The following is a 22,018-nucleotide window of genomic DNA, read 5'->3' as shown; positions in this document are numbered from 1 at the left end:
TTAGCGCACCCGATTCAACGCCGAGGCGATGGCTTTCAGCGCCGCCATGGTGACGGACACGTCCAGCGCCGCCCCATGCACCACCGCCCCGTCCTTGCGGGCCACCGCCACGTAAGAGGCTGCCTGGGCTTCCGAGCCCTGGCCGACGGCGTGTTCGTGGTAATCCTTGATCTTGACCATCATCCCCATATCCTTTTCCAAGGCATGGACAAAGGCATCCACCGGACCGGCCCCGACGCCTTGGACGATGCTTTCCTTGCCATCAACGACGATGGTGGCGGTCAAGGCCCGCAGGCCCTTGGACACCGGCACGGTGGAATAATCCACCACCTGGACACGGCCATCGCTCAGATAGCTGCGTTGGAAGAACAGCCAGATTTCCTCGGGGCTCAGTTCACGGCCTTCCCGGTCGGCATGTTCTTGCACCACGCGGGCGAATTCCGCCTGAAAGGCTTTCGGCAGTTCCAGTCCGTGATCGCGTTCCAAGACAAAGGCGACGCCGCCCTTGCCCGACTGGCTGTTGATGCGGATCACCGCTTCGTAGCTGCGCCCGACATCAGCCGGATCGATGGGCAGGTAAGGCACTTCCCACAGCGCGGAATTGGCCTTGTCACGGGCCTTGAAGCCTTTGTTGATGGCATCTTGATGCGAGCCGGAAAAGGCGGTGTAAACCAGTTCGCCGGCATAGGGATGACGCTGATGCACCGGCAGCCCGGTGCATTCCTCGGCCACCCGGCGGATAGAATCGATATCGGACAGGTCCAGGCCGGGATCGACGCCTTGGGTGAACAGGTTCAGGGCCAAGGTGCAAACATCGACATTGCCGGTCCGTTCGCCATTGCCGAACAAGGTGCCCTCGACCCGGTCGGCGCCAGCCATCACCGCCAGCTCGGCGGCGGCGACACCGGTGCCGCGATCATTATGCGGATGAACCGAAACGATCAGGCTGTCGCGGTTCTTCACCGTGGCGCAAAACCATTCGATGACGTCGGCATAGATGTTGGGGGTGCTCATCTCCACCGTTGCCGGCAGATTGACGATCATCTTGCGCTCGGGCGTCGCCCCCCATTCCGCCGCCACCGCCTCGACGATGGCGATGGCGAATTCGGGCTCGGTGCCGGTGAAGCTTTCCGGGCTGTACTGAAAGGTGACTTCGCCGCCCTGGCGCTGGGCCGACAAGTGCCGCACCAGCCGGGTTCCGACCAAGGCCAGATCGATGCAGCCCTGGCGATCAAAGCCGAACACCACCCGACGCTGCACTTCCGAGGTGGAATTGTACAGGTGGACGATGACCTTTTTCGCCCCCTCCAGCGCCTCAAAGCTTTTGCGAATCAAGTCTTCGCGCGCCTGGGTCAGGATCTGAATGGTGACGTCGTCGGGAATATGGCCGCCCTCAATCAGATGACGGATGAAATCGAAATCGGTCTGCGAGGCGGCGGGAAAGCCAACTTCAATCTGCTTGAAGCCCATGGCCACCAAGGTGTTCCACAGCCGCATCTTGCGATGGGTGTCCATGGGGTCGATCAGCGCCTGATTGCCATCGCGCAAATCGACGCTGCACCACATGGGCGGAACGGAAATCACCGCATCGGGCCAAGCCCGCTGGGCCAGCTTCATGGTCGGATAGGGACGGTACTTCTCGGAAGCGGCGGTCTTCATGGCCGGTTCATCCTTTTGCAAAACGCCAAGATCATCAGGGGAAGCGCGGAAAATCACGGTCACCGGGGCGCGCGCTGGCGCAATCAGTCCCGATGGCCGCCGATTAGTCGCAGCATCCCCGCCGTCAAGGCAGCGTTGCGGTCAAAGCGGATGCGGATGATGGAAGACATGAAATCCTCGGGACAAAGCCAAATGCCAAACAGCCAACACGTACCCCGGCGTCGATTTACGACACCGGGCCAGTAAGCAGCAGCAGGGCGAAAGTCCGAATAATCATGCCAACGACCATGACAGACGGCAGCCGGTGGCGTCAAGCCCCGATGACGGACGAACCAGGCTCATCGCATTTGGCCGAGGATGGATCTTGCGAAGTCGCTGGACCATCCCGAGCGTTTGCGCTTTCGGCGCACCGAGAGCCCCCCTACAGATTGCTTTCGCGGATCAGTACGGCGACGGCGTGGCGCCACAGGCGCAGCACCGGGCTTTCCGCCTTGGCGTCCAACACCACGGTGCCGCGACGGATGAGCGCCGGCGGCGGATTGTCGGCGTCGGGGGCCAGCAGCACCCGGTAAAGCGAAGTTTCCGGGATCAGCCGGCGGTTATTGGGGTCTTCGCGCACGGCGATGGCGCCGCCGTTCTTCGAGGCCAGTTCGGCGACGCCGAGTTCACGGGTGGACAAACGATCGATGGAACGTACCCGCAAATCGATGGTGACCTCGCCGTTTTCGGCATAGAAACGGGCCGGATTTTCGAGGCCAAGGCGGTCCAGGTCGGATTCGGCCACATAGGCTTCGACCATTTGCGTCGCCGGATCGATCAAGATGCCCAGGGGGTCGTGTTTTCCCATCCACAGGCCCGAGCGCAGAATGGGCGGAATGTCGACCACCACGCCGGCGAAGGGCGCGCGGGTGACCAAGCTATCCATGGCGGCGACGACGTCGCGCAGTTCGGCCACCGCCTTGCCCAGTTCTTCCCAGGTGACCTGCACCGATTCGGCCGAATCGGTATCAAAGGAAATCCCGGCCAACCGAGTGCGCAAGCCTTCGATCTCGATCTCGGCATTGCGACGGCGGAATTCCAATTCGGGGGCTTTCAAGGCGAACAGGGTCTCGCCCGCCACCACCGGCCGTCCCGCGCGGGCTGCTTCGATCACTTGGCCGGGTTGGGCCGTGTACAGCACGCTTTGCCGTTCGGGCCGCAACAAGGCCGGCGCCGAGACCGAACCGCTCCACGGGACGGCGACGGCCAGAACCGCCAGGACCAGCATCGCCAGGCTCAGCCCGAGATTGCGGTTCCAGCGCAGATCGGCCCGGCGTTTTTGCCAAACCCGCATTTCCGCCGCGATGGGGCGCAAGATGAACCAGCCGATTTCAACCATCATCAGGAACAACCCCAGCAGCTTGAAGGCGAAGTGGTAAACCAGCAAGGCGATGCCCAGGAACAGGAAGAAGCGGTAAACCCAGATGGCCAGGGCATAGCCGACCAACAAGCTTCGCCGGGCCGAGGCCAGCACTTCCGGCGGCCTGTCGCCGAAACCGAACAATCTTTCACGCAGCCACCAGCGGCCCAAGGCGAAGGAGCGGTCTTGCAGATTGGGTTCGTCGAGCAAATCGGACAGCAGGAAATAGCCGTCGAAGCGCATCAACGGGTTAAGGTTGACGGCCAAGGTCAGCACCCAAGTCGAGCCGGCCAGCAAGAACACCGCCGAGCGCACCGGGCCATCGGGCAGAACCGCCCACAACAGCGACGCCAGCACGGCGACCATCACTTCGGCGGCCATGCCGGCGGCGTCGATGATCAATCGTTGGCGACGGTCGGTCAGTCGCCACGCATCGGTGACGTCGGTCCACAACACCGGCCACATCACCAGCAAGGCCACCCCCATGGCCGGCACCCGACAGCCGAAGCGTTTGGCGGCCAGCCCGTGCCCCATCTCATGCGCCATCTTGCTGAGCGACAGGGCCAGCGCGGTCGCCGCCGCCCCCGCCGGGGTAAAGGCCCACGACAAGGTATGGGTGAAATGTTCCCATTGGCGGCCGACCAGATACAGACCAAAGGCCGCGGCCAGGGCCAGAACCGGCGGAAAGCGCCGATGAAAGGCCCAGCCGACCCACGGCAGCAAGGAAGCGAGCAGACGGTCGGGATCAAGCAGGCGCAGACGCAAGAACAGATAATTCTTCAGCAGCCATTTGGCCGCCGACATCTTTTTCGCTTCCAGGCCAGCGCTCAAGCGCCGAGCGCCGTGGTCGCCCTCGGCCTGGATCAGGCCGGCATTTTCGCAAAAGCTTCCCACCTCCATCACCTCGGCCGGGGAAATTTTCAAGGTGGTCTGCCCCGATATCGACCGGGCGATGGTCTGTGGATTGCCCAGTTCCCACCGGGCCAGGATCTCGAACTCGCTCCAGCCGATGCGAAAGAAGCGATGGGCGGCGGGATCGTGCAAGGTCCAGGTCGGGGCGCCGTCCGGGGTCGAAGGTCCGGGCAGCAACTTCAGATCCTCGCGCAGGCGCGGCAGACGCGGCAGACGGGGCAGACTCAGAGCATCAGCCATTGCCGCACCATCGCCAACGGCCGCCGCAACAGCCACATCAACAGCGGCCGCCGCTCGCCATAAATCTTGGCCGTGCCTTTCAACCCCAGGCGTAAATCGGGGCCAGTGCCAGCGAAGGCGGCGCGGAAGCGATGGGCCAAGACGCCATCGGCGGCGGGTTGGCTGGCATGGCTGGCAAACACCACGCTGGCGTCAACCGGATGGTCGGGGGCGACATTGGGGAAAAACACGGTTTCGGCCCCGGTGTCGAAGGTGGTGACATCGGCGACCGGAACCTGGATTTCCAATTCCACCTGAGTGGGATCGGCGACGATCATGATGCGCTCGCCCACTGCCACCGGTCGGCCGACCCAATCGTTGGCGTCGTCGAAAACGGCGATGCCGGCGGCCGGCGCGCTCATCTCGGCCCGGCGCAATTGTTCCTCGACGAAGCCGACTTCCGCCGCCTGCTGCTCGATCTTGCTTTGCAACAGCGCCAAACGTCCCTTCACCGATGGATCGGACAGGGCCATCTGCGCCGTCTGGCTGTATTCGGCCTCGGCGATCTCACGCGATTTGGTCGCCACCCGATGCCGGGTCCGCAATTGGGTGGTGTCCAGCGACACCAGCACCTGCCCTGCCGTCACCTCGGCATTGGGAGCGACGGCGATGGTATCGACCACGCCGTCGAACGGCGCCCGGATCTGCATCGGCGTGATCGGCACCACCTCGGCCGGAGCCAGGACCGATTGGCGGATCGGCAACAAGGCCAGCACCGCCAGTACGGCAACGACCGCGACCACGGCGCGGCGGCGATGGCGTAATTTGGTCACCCACGGCAGGCCGACCGGCCGCTGGCTGGCCAGCAGCCACGCTTGCGCATAGGCGCCGGCCAAGGCGGCCATCATATGGGTGTCGCCGTCATGCCACGGCGCCGACCGCGCCAACAGCAATCCCCCCAACCGTTGACCTTGCCCGGCATCCAACGGGCACCACAGCGCGTGACTTGGCAACCATTCGACCCAATCGGTGGCCAGCGCCGCCGGCAAATGCGAGGACAGCACCACGCGCGGACCGGCAACCTCGTCTTGATCGAAAATCGCCAGGACTTGGCGCAGCCAACCGACATAAGGCGAGGCCGGATCGGGAGCGCAAGCCCCGGACAAAGCGGCAACGTCCCCCGCCCCCGGCCCGCTGCGCCGCCACAGCGCCGCTTGCTGGCACGGCACCACCCCGGCGGTGTCGTTGACCATCAAGAAGCCCAGCTCGGCGGCCGAACAGCGCCTGGCCCGCTGTTCCAACTGCAACAGGGCGGAAAGCCGCAGTAATTGCAGGTTATGCCCGGCACTCATGACGGCGGATGGAATTGGGCCCGGCCGCTCATGCCCGGCAGCAAGGTGTCGGCCCCGGACGGAATGCGGCCATAGACCTTGATCGACTGGCTGACGGCATCGACCTTGCCCGACACCCGGATCAAGGTGGCGGCATAGGTCTGTTTGGTTTCATCGACGGCGACGTCGAAACGGGCGCCGACCTTGAGCCAGCCGAGCCAACGCGACGGCACCATCATTTCCACTTCAAGATCGCGGTCGCTCAGGATTTCCAGCAACGGCGCTCCCTCGCCCACATATTGATAGTCGCGCGCCATCACCGCGGCGACGCGGCCGGCGAAAGGGGCGGAAATCGAACAGCGACTGCTGACCGCCTGGGCGGCGGCGACATCGGCGCCGGCTTCGTGCAGTTCGGCCGAAGCGATCTCGAAATCCAAGGCGCTGTTGCTGCCCAATTGGCGCTGTTTTTGCTGAATTTCGTAGATCTTGCGCCGTTTTTCATAGCCAGCCCGCGCCCGGGCCAAGGCGCCGTCTTGAACCGCGCAATCAAAGCGGGCCAATAACTGGCCGTCCTTGAAACGGTCGCCGTCCTTCAACGGAAAACTCGACAACCGCCCGGCCATGCCGGCGCCGATGATGGCGATGGTGGTGGCGGTGATCTGGACGCGGATATCGCGTTCCGCCGTTGGTGTCGGCAGGTCCATTTCCCTGACGAAATCCCGTGTACCCGACGTTTGTTGTGGCGCCCCGGCCGACCGGAGAGGAGGATCGGCGGCCAGGGCGCCGGCCGGCACCAAGCCGGCCAGGACAAACAAAGGAAAGAGCCGGCCCCGGCCCATCACGAAACCGGCCGCCCGGTCTCGCTGCCGACAGCGTCAGCCGGCGGCGCTTCGGTGGAGAAATCGGGCAGCGGCATGCGGCCGGCTTCCCAATCGTGGATGGCGTCGCCGACTTGGCCGACCAATTGGCCGAAATCGTTGGTGTCCACGGTCGGCGGTACCAGATCGATGCCGACGGCGGCGTACAGATTGCCCAGGGATTGGTGAACGTCGGACAGCGCCCGGTCGCGTTCCAGTTCGGCGGCGGTGGCCGACAGGAAGCGCCGGATGCGTTCCATGTCCGATTGGGCCGAAGCGACATTGGCGTTATCGACGGTCTTGGTGATCTGACGCTGGACCGTGTTGACGTCGATGGCGGTCTCCAAGGTCTCGATCGAGCGCAGATATTGCTGATAGGCCAGATTGACCTGGGTCAGCACGGCGACGCTGACCGCCAGACGCCGGGTCTTGGCGACGGCGACGGCGGCTTCGGCAGCGTCGATGGCCTGCGGCCCCTGGATCAGGTTGACCAGATTATAAGATACCCGCACCCCGGCTTCGGCCCAGGTGTCGCGATACAGGTACTTGTTGGAATCCTGGTTCAGGCTGGCCATCAAGGTCACGCCCGGCATCATCTTGACGATTTCCTTGTAGACGGCCTGACGATCGATCTGTTCCTGATAGGCTTCCTCGCGCAGTTCGGGCCGCATGGCCAGGCCGATTTCCTCGAGCTTGGCGATCGCCACTTCCACCGGGCTCGGCGCCTTGGCGTCACCGTCCAGGGCGGCCAACGGCAAGGGATCTGTCGGCGGCACGTTGATCAGCGCCGCCAATTGGGCCTTGGCGCTCATCAGATCGGTGCGGATGCGCTTCAACTGGCTGATCACCTGCAACATGCTTTGCTGGTATTCCAGCGCCTGCAACGGCGGTTGCAGCGCGTCTTCCTGGACCTTGCGCGACGCGTTCAAAGCCTTTTCCGCCGTCGCCAGAATGGGTTCCAGCTTGGGCAGCAGGCGTTGCGCCGACACCGCTTTCCAATAGGCGCCGCGGGTTTCCTTGACCAAGGTGTTGATGACCTTACGGCGGCGCTCGACGGCGACCAGGGCACGGTAGCCTTGCTGGCGGGCCTGGAAATAGCTGACGCCGAGATCCAGCATGCTCCACGAGAATTGCAGATCGGCGGTGGTGTGCTGGCGTTCCTGCGAATAGGAATAATCCAGCGATTGCTGCCGGGTCAGTTCCGAGATGCTTTGCGACGAACCGTTGTTGCTGCGCCAGTTATAGCCGGCATCGGCGGCCAGACGCGGCAGCATCTGCGACAACGCCAAATCGAGCTGGCGTTCCTGCAAGCTGGTTTCCACCCGTGCCAACTGGTTGTCGTAATTGTACTTGAGGGCGCGTGCCACCGCCTCTTCCAAGGTCAACGCCTTGGTCACCGGCAGGTAATTGGCGTAGAGCTCCTGGTAATCATCCTTGGCCCGTTGGAAATGCTGGGCCGGAGTGATCGGCTCGGGCTTGAGCGAGCAGGCCGTCAACGCGGTGGTGGCAAGCAGGATGGCGATAATGCGTTTCACTTTTTCAGTCCCCCAATGAACTCTCGGCCCAAAGCCGGTTTCTTTTGTTATTCCGGTTTCTTTTGTTATTGACGTCAGGCGTGCGGTTGGTTGATGGCGTCAAGCAGCGCCCGCGCTTGGGCCAAGGCCCCCAAAGACCCGGCCTCGCGCAGTTGCGTCGAGAATGCGCTGCGGCCCGAGGCCAGCGACGCGGTCCAGCCGGAACCGTCGTCAAGCAGGCCCTGGCGAACCGGGACACCATCGACCGGTGGTGCCTCGACCTGATTGGGCGGCAAGCTCGGCGCTTCGGCGGCCGGCGGCCGGGTGCCGTCTTGCACCGGCATATCCTCGCCGACATTTTGTCCGACCAGGATGCGGAACTGCGCCTCGGCCTTGTTGCCGTTGGTGTCCTTGGCGACGATGACGATGTCCACCGCCCCCTTGGCGGTATCCGGCGGCGTGCCCTTGAAGGTCAGGTTGCGGGCATCGAAGATCAACCATTTCGGCAACGGGCTGCCGTCGGGCCGGCGCGCTTCGAAGGCCAGCGGCTCGTTCGGATTGGTGTGCCGAAAGACGTTGGGCGGCACTTCGATGTTGCTGGTCTGATTGGGGATGATGAAGCGGTTGCCCACCGATCCCACCAGCATCAGATCGACATCGCTGGGCCGCTCGCCGCCCCAGGCATGGGCGTATTCCATCGGACGCGAACTGAAGTCGCGGATCTCGGAACCCGGGATGGCGGTTTCGGTCGGGGTGATGACCGGTGGCGGCGGTGTGTACAGGACCACGGTCGAAGGTGTCGGTGCTGGCGGTGTCACCGGCACGGTCGGCGCTGACGGCTCCACCGGCGGCGGTGTCACCACCACCGACGGCTCGTTGACCGGGGTAATCGGGGCCTTGACGCTGATCACCAGATTGGCGCTGGCGGTGCGCTGGGTATCGGTGATGGTGTAGCCGAAGGTTTCCGTCAGTGTCGCCCCCTCGCCCAGGGCGATGACCGTGGCGTTGCTCGGGTCCAGCCGATAGGTGTAGCTGCCATCGGCGGCCACCGTCAGGGTACCGTAAGTGCCGACGACATCGACACTCCCCACCGCCGGAACGTTCACACCACCGACCAGGCTGACCTTGAGCGGATCGGCCTCGGGGTCGTTATCGACGCCGCTGCCGTCGTTGTCGGTGACCAGATTGCCGGTATCGGTTTCAGCCGATGAGCGGGTTACCGTGGCGGTGTTGTCGTGGGCGGTCGGATTGGTATAGCCGAAGGTGATGATCCCGGTCAGGGCGGTGGAATTGAGCGCCGCCGGACCACCGGCATTGGATACGCCGTTATCGTTGTTGCCGTCGTTCAAGACGATACTGAAATGGCGGTCGGGATCGACGTTGCCGAAGGTGGGATCGGCGTCCACCGACTGATAGCGCAAGGCTTCGACGATGGCCTTGACGTCGGCGGCGGTCGCCCCGGCGGTCAAGGTGATGACCAGTGCATTGCCGCTGCCGCCGCTGGTTGAGGCCACGCCGGACGGGGTGCCGGACAAGCTTAAACGGTCGCCGGCCCGATACCCATCGGTGAAGCTGATGGTCAGGGTGCCGCCGCCGAAGGTGGAGATGCCGGTGTCGCCGAAATCGACATCCGTGGCCCCTGCTCCGCTGACCAGGGCCACCGACACGGTGCCGCCGCCGCTGGCCTTGATCGCGGCTTGCGGATCCAGCGAGGTGCCGGTCAGGCCAGGGGTGTCGTTCACGGGCGCGACGGTGACACCGAAGCTGGCGGTGACGACTTGCGCCACCTTGCCGAAATCGGTGGCCGATTGATATTCGTTCAGGCTCAGGCTTACCGTCACGTCGCCGGCGGCGGCCCCGTTCAGGTCGTTGTTGCTGTTGGCGGCCGAGGTATAGAACAGCCCCTTGGTGGCATCGTTCAGCAGCGCTTGGATGTCGGATGCCTTACCTTGCAGCACCAAGGTGCCGCTTTCGTCGCCGCTGACCACCTTGACGTTGGTTCCGGCGATGGTGGCGCCGTCGGCCAGCGTGCCGCTGCCGCCGACGCTCAAGATACCGTTGCCGCCGGTGGACAAGGTCAACTGTACCGGCAGATTGAAATTGTTGGATTCCGTATCGCTGACGACGATGTCGCCGCCGATATAGCTGCGGGTATCTTCCGTCGCCGACGCCCCGGTCGGCTTGCTCAGGCTCGGCACTTCGTTGCCCGAGGACGGATAGATGATGCGGGTGGCACTGCCCAGATTGTAGACCGAGGGGACGGTGTCGGCGTAGACGTCGAAGCCGGTGGTCGGCACCGCCTGGGCGCTGGTGGCGCCGTTGGAATTGTTCAATTCGCCGCCATTGGCGTCGGCGGCGCTGGCGTTCAGGCTGCCATCGGCGTTGCGGATGCGGTCATCGACCACGACCTGAACCCGATAGGGCTGATCGGTGTTGCCCAAGGTGGCGCCCAAGGTCAGCTTCAGTCCGGCCAAGGCGGCGTTGACCTCGCTTAGGGTGCCGCGAATTTGCAAGGCGGCGTCGGTCCCGTCCAAGGTGGTGTCGGTGACCAAGCCCCCGGTCGAGGTGACCGTCAGGACCACCCCGGCATAGCTGCCGGCGGCCAACGGATTGCCGGTCTGGTCGAGCAGACGCACGGTGACCTGGACGAAATCCTGTTCGCCCTCGGCGGTATTCAGATTGCCGGCATCGCCGGAAATATCCTTGTCGGTGACGGTGAAACCGCCGATATCGACCGCCGTGTTGGGGTCACCGACGGCGATGGCCGCGCCGCTTTGGTTGACCACCGGGGCGTCGTTGACCGGGTCGATGGAGATGGCGATGGTCTGGGTGATGGCGTCGTCGCCGGGGCTGCCGCCGGCTTCGTTGCCGATCGCCGCCGCCCCTTCCTGGACCTTGACCGTCAAGGTGACGTCGCCGGCGGCGGCGCCGTTGGTGTCCACATGGCTGTCGGCGGCCGAGGCATAGGTGACGCCGGCGGCCAACAAGGTGTTGATATTGGCCGTCGTGCCGGTCAGGGTCACCGTGCCGGTGCCGTTATTGCTGACGGTGACGCCGGTTTGCGTGCCGACGTTGATCTTGCCCGAACCGACGCTCAGGGTCACCGTGGTGTTGAGGCCGAAGCCGGTGGCTTCCGGGTCGCTGACCGAAATCCCGGTGATGACGGTACCGACATCCTCGTTCGCCGTCTGTGCCCCGGGCACGGTGACGGTGGCCGGCTGGTCGACGATGGAAATCCGCAGCGTCACCGTCTTCGACACCACGTTATAGCCGCCGAAAGCCGACACCAAGGTGCTGTAGGGATCGAAGGTCGTGGTGCCGATGGCGACCGGGTTGCCGCCTTCGGTCTGGTTTTGGTTGGTGTCGCCGCCATTGGCGTCCGATTGCGGAATCGCACCGCTATAGACGCGGTCGTCGGCGATCACTTCCAGCTTCAGCGTGGTGTTGGGATCGGTGGTCGAGCCCAGTTGCAGTCCAGCCAGGTAGGTATTGACCTGAGTAACGTTGCCGGTGATGACCAGCGCCTTTTGGTCACCGTCGCTGACGATGGTCACGCCCGAACCGCTGGCGCCGCTGGTGATGGTGTAGCCGGCATAATCGCCCAAGGTCAGCGGCGTGCCGCTGCTGTCGGTCAAGCGCACGGTCACCGTGACCGAGCCGGAACCATCGGCGAAATCGGCATCGGCGATGGACACGCCGGTGATCGGATTGCTGGCGGCGGCGGTGTCGTCGATGTTGACGGTGGTGGTGCTGGCGGTGACCGTGGGCGTGTCGTTGGTCTGGGTCCACACCTCGATGTCGAAGGTGCCGGTCGGATAGGTGCCGGGACCGGCGTCACCGACCTCGAACGAAAACGAATCGGTCACCTGTCCCTCACCCGCGCCATTGCCGGTGACATGCACATAGGTGACCCGGCCATTATCCAAGTCGTCTTGGCTAAAGGTGCTGCCCACCCCCAGAACCTGACCGTTCAACATCAGCTTGCCGTAATCGACATTGTCGGTGATGCGGTACTGAATCTGGGTGGTGGAATTGTCGGGGTCGGTCGAGATCAATTGCGCCCGGCCGCTGCCATCGGTGCTGGTGCTGAAGGAAATGCCGCCATAACTGGCCGAAGAGCCGCCGATCACGCCGGCTCCGCCTTCGACCACGCGCAGGCCGGTGTTGATGGTGCCGGCATCGGTCGGGGCAGTCGGTGTGCTGGGATCGATGATCGGGGTGTCGTTGACCGGTGCCACCTGGATATTGACGATAACCGTGTCGCCGGCCGAATTGCCCTGGCTTTGCTGGTCGTTGACGGTGATCTGGAAGCTGTCCGAGGTGGTTTCGCTGCCATCGTGCTGATAGACCAGCTTGCCGGCAGCGATATCCGTCTTCAGGATTTTCATCGTCGCCATGTTGCCGGCGGTGATGTCGGTTCCGTTATAGACCAGCTTGCCATGGGCCGGCAGGGCGCCAACGGTGACGTAAAGATCGTCAATTCCGGCGTTGCTGCTGAAATTATCCAGGCTGGCCGGCGCGGCATCGCCGCTGCCATCGACGTCGGACAGGCTGATGGCGGTCTGGCCGCTGGTGTTGAAGGTGACCGAGCCGCCTTCCTTGACCACGGCGGTGATATCGACGGAAACCGTCGGCGTGTCGTTCACCGGGGTGGCCTCGACCGAGAAATTGTGCATCGGATCGAAGTCGTTGGCGTCATAGGCCTGGGAATTGACCGACGGAGTCACCGGCAAGGCCGAGCCATCCGACACCGAGAAGGTGAAGCCCAGATTGCTGGACAGGAAAGATTCACCACCATCGTGGCGATAGGTCACGTTGCCCGCCTTGAGATCGGCATAGGTGAAGCTGCCGTAAAGCGGAACCGCCACGCCGTTCAGCAAGATGGTGGCGCCGCTGGGCAGGCTTTCCAGGCGGATGGTGATTTCGCCGTCGGTGTTGTCGATGTCGGTGATGACGATGCCGGGGCCGCTGCCGTCACCCTTCAGGACCACCGAACCACCTTCGCTCAGGTCGGAAGCGCGGATACCGATGATCTGATCGATCACCGGGGCCTGGTTGGCCGGGTCCGGGGTATAGCTGCCGCCAGTGCCCGCCGGGGTGTCGAAGCGGAAATAGAAGGTGTGGCTCAGATAGGCGGTGTCGGCGGCATTGCGGGTGCCGCCGTCAATGGGATCCTCGACCTGACGGACGGTGGAAAAAGCGGTGATTTCCCCATCTCGAACTTTAAAGTCGAAGTGGAAGTCATTGATGCTGCTGCCACCCGTTAGAATGATTTGGACATGGCCATCGATAATGTCCTGGTAGCTGAAAGAGCCGCCACTGGAAAGCGCTTGGCCGTTGAGCAGCAGATAGGCGGTGCCGTTGCCGCTGTCGCGCACGATCCCCGAGGTCAGGGTGAAGGCCTGCGTCGTCGATGGGCTGTCGATATCGACGATACCCAACATCGCCGTGGTCACGGTGATGCTGGTGTTGTCGTCACCGGCATAGATCGGGTTGGCGCTATCCGCCCCGGTATTGGTCAACACCGGATGATCGTTGTTTTCCACCAGATTGATGGTGATGGTGGTCGCCGCCGACGATGCGCCGTCGCCAGCGGTGACATTGGCATTGATGGTGCCGCCATCGTCATCGGTGACGGTGATGGTGAAGGTCACCGGCGCACTGGGTTCGGCACCGCTGACATCCAGGCGCAACTTGGCGTTCAATTGGGCCAAGGTGCCGCTGAACATGGTGCTGGCGTCGATCAGGGTATCGACACCCGCGGTGTAGTGACCATCGGAACCGTTTTCCAGGTACAAGGTACAGCCTTGCAGATCAAGGGCGCCGAAGGCGACCTTCCAGGTGGTGCTGGTTTGGTCGGGATCGGTGACGCTGACCGTGATCGGCACGGCATTGCGGCCCTCATAGGCGGTAACCGTGGCGCTGGCGCTGACGGTGGGCACATCGTTGACCGGATTGATCTTGATCAGGATGGTGCCGGTATCGACGCCCGAGGCGCCGTCACGGATGGTGACGTTGAAGCTGTCGCTTTGGCTGCCGGCGGCCAACACGTCGTTGGCTTCACCGCCGAGATGCTTGTAGGTGATCTTGCCGTCGATCAGATCCTTCAAGGTGAACAACGAGCCTTCCAACAGCGGCGCCCCGTCCTTCATCAGCCGGCCATCGGCGGGAATGGCGGTGACCTCGAAGGTCAATTGGTCGGTGGTCTGGGCCTTGACGGTGGACAAGGTGGCGTCAAGGTCGGGATCGAAGGCCTTGAGATTGCTGGCGTCGATGCCGAAATTGGCCGGCGTCAGGGTAATCGTGCCGTCTTCGTTGACCGTCGCCACGTTGGCGTCGGCAAGCGAAGCCGGCGGCGTCAGCACCGGGGCATCGTTGACCTGGACCACCTGCACGGTGACAGCCTTGCTGGCGCTGCCATCGGCGTTGGTCAGCGACAGGTCGAACACGGCGTTGCCGTTGTAATTGGCCGTCGGCTTGTAGCTCAGCCCGGCCAAGGCGGCGTTGATGTCGCTGGCCGACCCCTTGAAGGTCATGGTGGCGTCGTTGACACCATCGCCATTGGTGAAGGTCAGGCCGGTGGTGCCGGCCAGCGAGAAAGTGCCGGCGACCGGGGCCAAGCCGTTTTCTTTCACGGTCAGCACCACGGTGATCTCACCGTCGCCGGACACCGACAATTGCCCCATGGTGAAGGTGCCGTCCTCGGTCACCTCGCGCACCTGATTGGCGGTATAGCTGTCGGTCACCGACGGCGCCGCCAGCAGATGATCGTAGCTGTCGGTGACGGCGGAGGCGATGGGCTGCGTGCTCTCGATGCTGCCGGTATGGTTTTCCAGCACCCAGTCGCCGCCTTGGGCCGCAGCCCCGGTGGCGTCGGTGGATGCGGCGACGTCGGCGCCGGTCAGGTTGTGCAGATCGGCCAGCAGGGCTTGACCGGCCTCGCCGGCGCCAACATCGCAGCCCCAGATCAGAATGTCGGCGCCAGCGGCGAGGTGATCGGCCCAGGCGGCAACCTCATTGGCATTGGCGGCCAAGGTCGCCGAGGTGATGACGCCACTACCGGCATCGATCTCGCCGGCGACACCATGGGACAGGATGTGGATGGTTTCGATTCCCTGACGGTCGGCCAGCGCTTCGGAGATTTGGGTGATGGCGTCGCGATGCAGGTCCAGCACCACCACTTGCACATCGGCGCGGGCGCCGGCCACCAATTGTTCCCACCCCGACACCCGGGTATCGACGAACAAGATTTCATGAACATCGGTGGCGGCGGCTCCCGCCGAGGCATCGGCCACGGCCGCCGGGGCCGCCGGTTCGGTGGAAGCATCATGGCCCGAGGAATCGCTATCGGCGGCCGTACTGGCGCCATGAATCGATGCGGTGTCGGTAGCATGATCTGCGGTCGCGGCGACGGAAGCGTCGAAGAGACAGCGCGGCTCGAGGAACAGTTTCATGCTACCCCCTAAAGAAACAATATATTTGTACTTTTAATATCACCAGAGACTTACCAACAACAATAATCACAAAGAGATAAAATTGAATGATTCTCTAAAATGTTTGAATTAGTAGGATTTTGTTGTTTAATGTCTACTAACGAATTGAACTATACATTTCCATTGAAAATAATTTTGTCATCACGGTTTAAAATGGCGTTCTAACGCATACAAAAATGATGGATAAACGCACGGAGTATACTTTCATCTATTGATGTATATTTTTTGGCATATGACCATACTTCCAGTCAGGCCATACCCTTGGGACATAACCTGGGCTAAACGACAAAACCCGGCGCGGGTCCAAGGACGCGCGCCGGGTTAGGTTTATGACGGTTCTTGTTTATCGCTTCGGCGGCGGTTGCCGCCGGGCTCGGTCAGACCGAGATCACCGAGATCGCGGCCGAGAACAGATAACCGCGGCTATGCACGGTCTGGATCGGCGCCTTGCCGCCCGACACGGTTTCGACCTTACGGCGCAAGCGTCGGACGATGGCTTCCAGATTGCGGTTTCCGGCTTCATCCTCCTCGTAGCCGAGAGCCCGCAACAATTCTTGCCGGCTGGCGGTTTCTCCCGGCTGGCGCAATAGCTTTTCCAACAACATGACTTCGGCCGAGGTCAAATCGATGTCGATCGCATCGTGAGTCCGCAAGATCCAGCGAGTCCGATCAAAGGTCCAGGCGGCGGGAGCAACCTTGGCCGGTGGTGGTGGCGCAGCTTCCGCCGTGGGCTCGTTGCCGTCCAAACGGCGCACCAAGCTGTGGATCGCCGCCCCCAATTCCCGACAATCCACCGGCTTGACGAAGTAAAGATCGGCGCCGCTGGCGAAACCGCGGATGCGGTCTTCGGTCCCTCCCCGAGCGGTCAGCATGATCACCCCCATGTCGGGGCGTTTGCTCAGGACCTCGACGATGTCATAGCCGCTTTGATCGGGCAATCCGACGTCGATGATGGCGACATCGAAGGATGATGTCGCCAGTTCACGGAACAAGGCCAACGCCGATCCGACACCGACAGTCTCGAACCCCAATAAATTCAGACATTCCTGCAAGAGTTCGAGTAGATCGACCTCGTCTTCGGCAATAATAATCCGTGTCATCGAATTCCCCGAGAATTCCACTATGGCCCCCACGCCATCCCGACAGCCGACACCCCCCGCCAGTCTCCACGGTGGTTAGGTTAGCTCCCGTCCCTTATGCAACTATATGCCCCTGCCCATTCCCTTTGGTCAATTCATGCGAACAATCTTGGCGCGAAAGACCGAGCGGCAAGGTGACTGTAACCGTCGTCCCTTCGCCCGGACGGCTGCGCAAATCGATGGAGCCGTCATGCAATTCGATGATCCGACGGGTGATCCCCAGCCCCATGCCAGTCCCCGGTTTGGTCAAGGCCGTCGGCGTCCGATAGAATTTATCGAAGACCTTGGTCATTTCGGTCGCGCTCATGCCGATGCCTTCATCGGCGACAACCAAGCGGCAGGTAGTCGGCGGTTCCTCGCCTTCGGCCAAGCGAATGCTGACGAAGACATCGTGGTCGGAATATTTCAAGGCGTTGTCGATCAGGTTCAGCAATGCCGTCTTCAGCATGGGCGGATCGGCCAGAACCATCGGCGCCGGTTTGGGGCCATCGACCACCACCGAACGCCCGACATGGGCGGCACGCACCGAAACAACCGCCTCGTCCAAACATTGGCCCAGGTCGATTTCCTTGCGCTCGACTGGAATTTGCGTGGCGTCGAGCCGAGCACGGGCCAAACCGACATCGACGATCTCGCTAAGCCGGATGACCGCGCGGCGCATCCGCGACAACGCCTTGGTTTGCGGCGTTTCCTGAAGACGCAGTTCCAGCACGTCGAGACCGGTGCGCAAGACGGCAAGCGGTGTGCGATATTCATGGCTGATCATGTCGATGAACTGCAAACGATCCTCGGCGGCCCGGCGTTCCGACGCCAGTTCACCGCCCAAATGGGCCATACGCAAGCGGTGCTCTTCGAGCGACTGGTGCAAGATATGGCGTTGACGCCGGTCTTCGGCCGACATCACCACGATCATGGCCATGAAAACCAAGCCGGCGCCGATCAGTGGCACGGCACCGTCGAACAAAACCCCATAACGCTGGAACAAGATTGCCGCATAAGGCAGCGGCAGCAGCCACAAACCGCCCAACACCCAAAAGCCACGGCCCGAAACACGCGGCGACAAGACGATGATCCCCAGTCCCAAGACCAGCAAGACAGCGGCTTCCACCATCACCATCCAGGACGGGCGAGACAGCAAGGTGTCGTCCAACAAGGATTGCAGCAATTGAGCATGGACATGCACGGCCGGAACCGAGTCGCCAACGGCGACCACCGCCTCGTTGACCAAACCCAGGCCGGTGACCCCGATCAACACCAGATGGTCATGCAACAACGAAGGATTAACCTTGCCGTCCAGAACGTCCACCGCCGACATCGAAGAGCGGGAACGATAAGGATCGAAGTGCAGCCAAGACGTGCCGTCAGCCAAGACCGGCGGCCGGCGACCACCGATGACAATGCCGTCGATCCCTCCCGCCGATCCGACATTGGCCTCAAGCGCCGGGGCATTGACAGCCAAGCGCAGCATCTCCACCGCCAGCGCCGGGAAAGGGTGACCATTGGCCCATGCCAGCAAGGGCAGACGGCGGACCACGCCATCGGCATCCCGCTCGACCGAGATCAGTCCCAGACCAGCGGCGGCCCGCTCTAGCTCCGGCCGACTGCGCAAGGTGTCGTCGTAATGAATGGCAGCGCTGGCGCTGTCGCCGTCGCCGCGCAGCAGTACCGGGGGCAAGGGGCCGTTTTCCTGCATCGACAGGCCACCCACCAGGCCGGCAACCCCCAAGGTCACCGGCGCCGGGCCGGCGGCGATCGCCTGGGCCAACAGCCGGTCGTGACCGGGCAAGAGCGATAATTGCAATCGGACTTCCGGCGGAAAGTCGCTTGAGAGGGCCAAAACGTCGGGAGACGACCGATCTGGCTCCGGCATGACCATCGCCAAGCCGATTCCCACGGGTTTGGCCTGCTGCACCGCCGCGACCAACCGTGCGGTCAAGGATCGCGGCCAAGGCCATTGGCCCAAGGATTCCAAGCTCTTTTCGTCTATTTCAACAACACTGACCCGCGAGTTGCCATGCTTGGGTAAAAACAACGCCTGCAAGCCATCGAACAAGGCATTGCGGACAGCGACCACCGGTGATGCCGACAGAACTTGCGCCGCCAGACAGATCGTCAGCACGGCCAAGCCGAGCGGACGCCCCCGTCCGAACGACAGCACCGCCGCTACCCGCCCCGTTCTTTCCACCACAGCCTGCCTTGGGTTATTGCCTTCACCAACCAGCATATGACTTCAGCGTTAAAATATTAAGTGAAAACAGCAGTAGGTTGCCATCATAAAACCAACAAAATCCGACAATAACTTTCATTTCTTACTTGTTTTAACCGGAACTTTAACTCTTTACGTTGTCTTGCCATTCGGTGCGGTATATGAATGCTTGACCATCTGACACAGGGGGAGTCCATGAACCGTATCGGGGGCTTGGCATTATTGCTGCTTTCCGCCATCTGGATGCCGGCAGCCGCTCAGGAAGCGTCCATCGGCAAGGTCAAAAACGCGTCGGGGGCGGTCTTCGCCGAACGCGACGGTGTGCGCCGAGCGTTGCAGCCGGGTGACAACCTAACCCAGAACGACACAATCGTCACTCAGGCCAACAGCGCCGTCGGCATCACCTTCGCCGACAATTCGATGATGTCGCTGGGATCGGACAGCGTGTTGGCCTTGGACCGCTTTCAGTTTGATTCCACCACCAACGAGGGACGGTTTTCCTCGCGGCTGCTAAAGGGCACCTTGGCCGTCAAATCGGGCAAGATCGTCCAGCAAACTCCCGAGGCCATGACCATCGGCACCAAGGCCGCCTTGCTGGGCGTGCGTGGCACCGAATTCGTCGTCCGCGCCGAAGAGTCGCAATAAGGGAATCGACCATGAAAGCGTTGAAACTGATCCCCATCCTCGCCTTGGGTGTTTTCCTGACGGCCTGCGAATCGCTGAAACCCAACGTTGTCGTCGTCCTGCCGGAACAAAACGGTCATGTCGGCGCGGTTGTGGTTACCCCCGCCGTCGGCGGTAGCGCCACCGTTCTCGATAAGCCCTATGCCGCCGTGCACGCGGATGCGGGCGGCAAGCCGGAAGCCGTCGCCATGGATCAAGCCAAGGTCGACAAGGTGTTTGGCCAGGTCTTGGCGGCGCGGCCGATTCCGCCGAAATCCTTCCTGCTTTATTTCCAGGAAGGCAGCGACGAGCTGACCGCTGAATCGAAGCCGATCTTCGAGCAAGTCTTCGCCGAAATCGCCCGTCGCCCTGCCGCCGACATGGTGGTGATCGGCCATACCGACCGCGTCGGCAATCTGCTCGACAACGACAATCTGGCATTGAAACGGGCGGGAAGCATGCGCGACGCCCTGGTGCGTCGGGGCGTCGCGGCCGATGTCATCGCCATCGCCGGCCGTGGTGAACGCGAGCCATTGGTGGCCACCGCCGATGGAATCGCCGAATCCCGCAACCGACGGGTCGAAATCTCGGTGCGCTGAGGCAAAAAATGGCGGCGATGGCACCGGCCCCCGGTCCTCGCCGCCCTCCTCGGCCCGAATAGGCCAGACTTACTTTTCCGCCTTCTTGGCCAAAGCGTATTCCACCTTACGCAAGGCGGCCTGCTGCAACTGCTTTTGGCTGGCCTTGGCATCGCCACGCTCGCTGTTTGGTCCCGGCGTGCGATGGTGCATTCTTGCCCCGTCAGAGGGAGGATGCCCTATGGCAGGAAGACTTCACGCCAGCACCCGCACGACGCCGCGCGCTCGCCCTGCCAGTCCCCCCTGGGGGCTGGACATACGGCGACGAGCAGAGTGCGAGCACGGCACGGCAGCGCGAGCGTTGTTGATCCGTGTTTGAGGGCAAAACGTACGCAGTTTGGCCGACTGTGTATTGGTGGGGACGGCGGGACTTGAACCCGCAAGGCCGAGGCCGGGCGATTTTAAGGAAACTGCGTCTATATAGAATCTTGTTTTTGCTGGAATTTTACGCTTATTGACAGAACTGTGCATGTTTCTGTGCATGCACAGTCACAGGTTCTCTGCCGATTTCCTGCCCCAGAGGGCGGCGAACTTACGTCAGGTAAGTTAGTGAGACGGAATGCCAGAGGCTGAATCACTATTACGGCTGATCCATCACCCGCCATGCGCTACCATAAGCCGAGACTTAAGCCGTGCAAGCAATCTGGGGATGGGAGCGAATGGGCAGGAGGGAGCCGAAGCGAAGCAGGCTGGTAAGTCGCATCTTGTCCCCCGCCTTATCTGAGTCCGCCCCTGATCTTGCCCAGCGGGTCAGCGCCATCAACGACGTGGCCAAGACCGTCCGCACCCTGCTGGCCTCGATGGCAGCGGTGGCCGTTGCTATGGCCGCCACCATGATCGCCGCCACAGATGAGGCCATCTTCCGCGACTCGGCGAAGGTATTTCCATCACTAAGCGTGGAAATCCGCTTGTCCACCGCTTTTGCCTTGGCCCCGCCCATTTTCGTCTTCCTTCATCTGAACGCGCTTTTGCAGTTGCACCTGCTGACCCGAAGGTTACGCGCCTTCCTGGCGCTGACAGAGGAACGGCCGCACACTGAACAAAGCCGCGACGCATGGCAGCGGCAGGTGCATGGCTTGTCCTTCGTTCAGATGCTGCTACCCGACCGCCAGGGTGGTATCAGCCGCCTGTTGCAAGCCGTCGCAAGCTGGATTTCGGTGGTGGGGCTGCCGGTGCTCCTGTTGTTGGCGGTGCAGGTGGGCTTCGTGCGCTATCAAAGCTGGGCCATCACCATCATCCACATGGCCTGCCTGGGTGCCGACATGGCCTTGCTGATGTGGTTCCAACTGAGCCTATGGCCCGATTACTGGAAACGCCTGACCGCCCTGGGCGCACCCGGCCTGCTGGCGGTGGTCGGCATCATGACCCAGGCGGTGCCGCCGGAGATGGGATCGGACATTACAAACCTATTCGACGCCCATATCAGTCACATCCAAGGCTTCGCCTGGACTCGACGCACCTTGTCGCTAAGGGGTGCCATGCTGATCAATACTGATGCTAAACCCGATCTGCTGAAGCCGCTGTCCGCCGACGACACCACCCTACACACGACGCAGATCAAAATGCTGCGCCTATCGATCCCCGACCGCAACTTCGTGGGAATTGATCTGACAGAAGCGGAACTGTTCGCCATCGATATGGAAAATAGTAATTTGCAATATGCTCGGCTGTCGGGTGCGCAGATGCGCGGGAGCAATCTCTTTACCGCGCGGATGCAAGGGAGCCAGCTCAGCGGTGCGCATATGCAGGGGGCCGATCTCGGAGAGGCAGAGATGGAGCAGGCCGATCTCAGTGGAGCACAGTTGCAAGGGGCCGAACTCCATGACGCACAGATGCAGGGGGCCGATCTCAGTGGAGCACAGATGCAGGGGGCCTCGCTCCACGGCGCATATATGCAAGGGGCCGATCTAACAGGGTGCGGAAAAAGGCGTGTTCGCGCCCCCTTTCCCCGTCGGTCCGAAGCGTTCAGCGGCGTCGACGAGGGTTAC

Annotated in this window: 12 protein-coding genes; 3 read left to right on the top strand and 9 right to left on the bottom strand. The window is 62.4% G+C overall.

Annotated features, from left to right (window positions below):
• The 8 genes from leuA to KEC16_RS05110 form a co-directional block, all read right to left on the bottom strand.
• Positions 1-1,659, bottom strand: a complete 1,659-nt coding sequence (gene leuA, locus KEC16_RS05145) for a 2-isopropylmalate synthase (RefSeq protein WP_211546611.1) — start codon at positions 1,657-1,659, stop codon at positions 1-3.
• Between the two features lie 421 nt (positions 1,660-2,080).
• Entirely contained in the window at positions 2,081-4,210 is a 2,130-nt protein-coding gene (locus tag KEC16_RS05140; protein WP_211546610.1) for a site-2 protease family protein, read from the bottom strand.
• Entirely contained in the window at positions 4,195-5,541 is a 1,347-nt protein-coding gene (locus tag KEC16_RS05135; protein ID WP_211546609.1) for an efflux RND transporter periplasmic adaptor subunit, read from the bottom strand. Before KEC16_RS05135 ends, KEC16_RS05140 begins: the two co-directional genes overlap by 16 nt.
• Positions 5,538-6,224 carry an efflux RND transporter periplasmic adaptor subunit gene (locus tag KEC16_RS05130; protein WP_211546608.1) on the bottom strand — a complete coding sequence of 229 codons (687 nt, stop codon included), beginning with the start codon at positions 6,222-6,224 and terminating at the stop codon, positions 5,538-5,540. The genes KEC16_RS05135 and KEC16_RS05130 overlap by 4 nt, the downstream gene beginning before the upstream one ends.
• Before the next feature lie 134 nt (positions 6,225-6,358).
• On the bottom strand, positions 6,359-7,912 hold the full coding sequence (locus tag KEC16_RS05125) for a TolC family protein (RefSeq protein WP_211546607.1): 1,554 nt from the start codon (positions 7,910-7,912) through the stop codon (positions 6,359-6,361).
• A gap of 74 nt (positions 7,913-7,986) precedes the next feature.
• On the bottom strand, positions 7,987-15,345 hold the full coding sequence (locus tag KEC16_RS05120; protein ID WP_211546606.1) for a DUF4347 domain-containing protein: 7,359 nt from the start codon (positions 15,343-15,345) through the stop codon (positions 7,987-7,989).
• Positions 15,346-15,761: 416 nt separating this feature from the next.
• A complete protein-coding gene (locus tag KEC16_RS05115; protein WP_211546605.1) occupies positions 15,762-16,484 on the bottom strand; it encodes a response regulator transcription factor in 723 nt (240 codons plus the stop codon).
• A gap of 94 nt (positions 16,485-16,578) precedes the next feature.
• Positions 16,579-18,708 (bottom strand): CHASE2 domain-containing protein, encoded by a 2,130-nt coding sequence (locus KEC16_RS05110; protein WP_211546604.1) that lies wholly within the window; start codon positions 18,706-18,708, stop codon positions 16,579-16,581.
• A gap of 216 nt (positions 18,709-18,924) precedes the next feature.
• Here KEC16_RS05110 and KEC16_RS05105 point away from each other — a divergent pair, with 216 nt between their 5' ends.
• Together KEC16_RS05105 and KEC16_RS05100 are read left to right on the top strand one after the other, a co-directional pair.
• On the top strand, positions 18,925-19,374 hold the full coding sequence (locus KEC16_RS05105) for a FecR family protein (protein ID WP_211546603.1): 450 nt from the start codon (positions 18,925-18,927) through the stop codon (positions 19,372-19,374).
• 11 nt (positions 19,375-19,385) lie between these two features.
• Positions 19,386-19,991, top strand: a complete 606-nt coding sequence (locus KEC16_RS05100) for an OmpA family protein (RefSeq protein ID WP_211546602.1) — start codon at positions 19,386-19,388, stop codon at positions 19,989-19,991.
• Positions 19,992-20,060: 69 nt separating this feature from the next.
• On the opposite strand, the gene KEC16_RS19960 is transcribed toward KEC16_RS05100, so the two are convergent.
• Positions 20,061-20,183 carry a hypothetical protein gene (locus KEC16_RS19960; RefSeq protein WP_283091878.1) on the bottom strand — a complete coding sequence of 41 codons (123 nt, stop codon included), beginning with the start codon at positions 20,181-20,183 and terminating at the stop codon, positions 20,061-20,063.
• A gap of 551 nt (positions 20,184-20,734) precedes the next feature.
• Between KEC16_RS19960 and KEC16_RS05095 the strand changes: the two genes are divergently transcribed.
• The coding region (locus KEC16_RS05095) for a pentapeptide repeat-containing protein (protein ID WP_211546601.1) at positions 20,735-22,018 on the top strand (1,284 nt) is incomplete at its 3' end.

Origin of the sequence: Magnetospirillum sulfuroxidans (assembly GCF_018224925.1) — a bacterium.
GTDB lineage: Bacteria > Pseudomonadota > Alphaproteobacteria > Rhodospirillales > Magnetospirillaceae > Magnetospirillum > Magnetospirillum sulfuroxidans.
This window is presented reverse-complemented; position numbering and strand designations above follow the sequence as displayed.